At 61.9% G+C, this 1,999-nt stretch carries 2 protein-coding genes; both read left to right on the top strand.

Annotation, left to right across the window (positions count from 1 at the left end; all coding sequences use genetic code 11):
• On the top strand, positions 1-309 hold a 309-nt coding region (gene tnpB, locus GFD32_RS11800; protein WP_163576821.1), incomplete at its 5' end, for an IS66 family insertion sequence element accessory protein TnpB.
• 42 nt (positions 310-351) lie between these two features.
• On the top strand, positions 352-1,962 hold the full coding sequence (tnpC, locus tag GFD32_RS11795; protein WP_163576820.1) for an IS66 family transposase: 1,611 nt from the start codon (positions 352-354) through the stop codon (positions 1,960-1,962).
• Positions 1,963-1,999: the final 37 nt, after the last annotated feature.

The raw sequence follows: 1,999 nt of genomic DNA, 5'->3' as shown, positions 1-1,999 counted from the left end.
GTCGACATGCGCAAGCAGATCGACGGGCTGGCCTTGCTGGTTCAAGAGGCCATGGAGCTCAACCCCTTCGAGGAGGCCGTGTTCGTGTTCGGCAACCGCCAGCGCGACAAGGTGAAGCTGCTGTTCTGGGAGCGTAACGGCTTCGTGGTCTGGTACAAGCGTCTTGAGCGCGAGCGCTTCAAGTGGCCAGACCGACTGGAGGAGAACACCGTCTCGCTCTCGGGCCAGGAGCTCAACTGGCTGCTCGATGGCTACGACATCAGCGCCATGCAACCGCATAAGGCACTTAATTTTCAATCGGTTGGCTGATATTTTGCTGCCGTTTCCGAGCGGTTTTGGTAAAATAACCGCATGACTTCCTCCGCTTCTCATACCGCCGATACGGTCGACCAGCTGCAACGTAAGCTGGTGGCTGCCAAGGCAGAAAATGATCGCCTGCTGGCCTTGATGGCCAAGAAGGAGGCGCAGTGGGAAGCCGCCAAACAGTCGCTCTTCGAGCAACTCAAACTGGCCATTGAAGGCCGATTCGGTCCTTCTACCGAAAAGTACCGCATCGAACAAGGTGATCTGCTCATCAACGAGGCCGAAGTGGCCGTGGATGAGGAAGCCGCTGCTGTCGACGACGAAACGGCAGCGGCTGACGAAGAGGTGGACACTGAAACCCCCGCTCCGCGCAAGCGCCGCACCCGCGGTGGGCGCCTTGCCTTGCCGCCCGAGCTGCCCCGCGTCGAGGTCGTGCACGAGCTGCCCGAGGACGTTCGCTACTGCGAGGAGGACGGCACCGAGCTCAAGGTCATCGGCCAGGAGGTCAGCGAGGAGCTGCATGTGGTACCGGCGCGGATCGAGGTGATTCGCCATGTGCGCCTCAAGTACGGCTGCCCGGCTTGCGAAGAGGGCGTACAGATCGCCCCGGCACCGGCCAAGCTGCTGCCCAAGAGTAACGCCAGCGCCACGCTGCTCGCTTACGTGGCCACCGCCAAGTACCAGGATGCCTTGCCGCTCTACCGGCAGAGCCAGATCTTTGCCCGTCACGGTGCTGATATTCCGCGCAACACCTTGGCGCGCTGGATGGTCCAAACCGGTGGGCGGCTCTCGCCACTGATCGAGGCGCTACGTCGGCATCTGCTGCAGGCCGCGCTGATCCACATGGACGAGACCACGTTGCAGGTCAACGTCGAAGCCGACCGGAAGGCCAGTGCCCCCTCTTACATGTGGCTACAGCGTGGCGGGCCACCGGGCCAACAGGTGGTGCTGTTCGACTATGACGCCAGCCGAGCCGGTCGGGTGCCCGTACGTCTGCTGGGTGACTATGCCGGTCGCCTGGTCACCGATGGCTACGAAGGCTATGCCGAAGTGGTGCGCCGCAACGGCATCACCCACGCTGGCTGTTGGGCGCATGCACGACGTAAGTTCGTCGAGGCTCAGAAGGTGCAGCCCAAGGGCAAGACCGGCAAGACCGGCAAGGCCGATTGGGCGCTGAATCTAATCCGCAAGCTTTACGCCGTGGAGACACAGGCCAAGTTGTTCGATCCCGAGGCGCGTCAGACGCTGCGCGAGCAGAAGAGCCGGCCGCTAATCACTCAACTGCGCACCTGGCTCGACAAATCAGTCAACCAAGTGCTGCCGAAGAGCGCGCTGGGCAAGGCGCTGCACTACCTGGATGGCCAGTGGCAACGTCTGACACGCTTCCTTGATGACGGCATGATCCCGCTGGACAACAACCCGGCTGAGAACGCCATCCGTCCCTTCGTGGTAGGCCGCAAGAACTGGCTGTTCAGCCACACCCCGAGCGGTGCTCACGCCAGCGCGTCGATCTACAGCCTGATCGAAACGGCCAAGGCCAATGGCCTCTCACCCTACGAATACCTGCAGTTCGTGTTCGAGACTCTGCCGAGGCTTGGCGAAGATGACGACCTCGACACGCTGCTGCCGTGGCACTGGAAAGACACTCTACCGGGCTGACTCACATCGCAACAGGTGGGGTTACTGGATCGTTTAC

Origin of the sequence: Halomonas faecis, assembly GCF_010993975.1 — a bacterium.
GTDB classification, from domain to species: domain Bacteria; phylum Pseudomonadota; class Gammaproteobacteria; order Pseudomonadales; family Halomonadaceae; genus Halomonas; species Halomonas faecis.
Note: the sequence above shows the minus strand (reverse complement) of the source record. Positions and strands in the feature narration are given on the sequence as shown.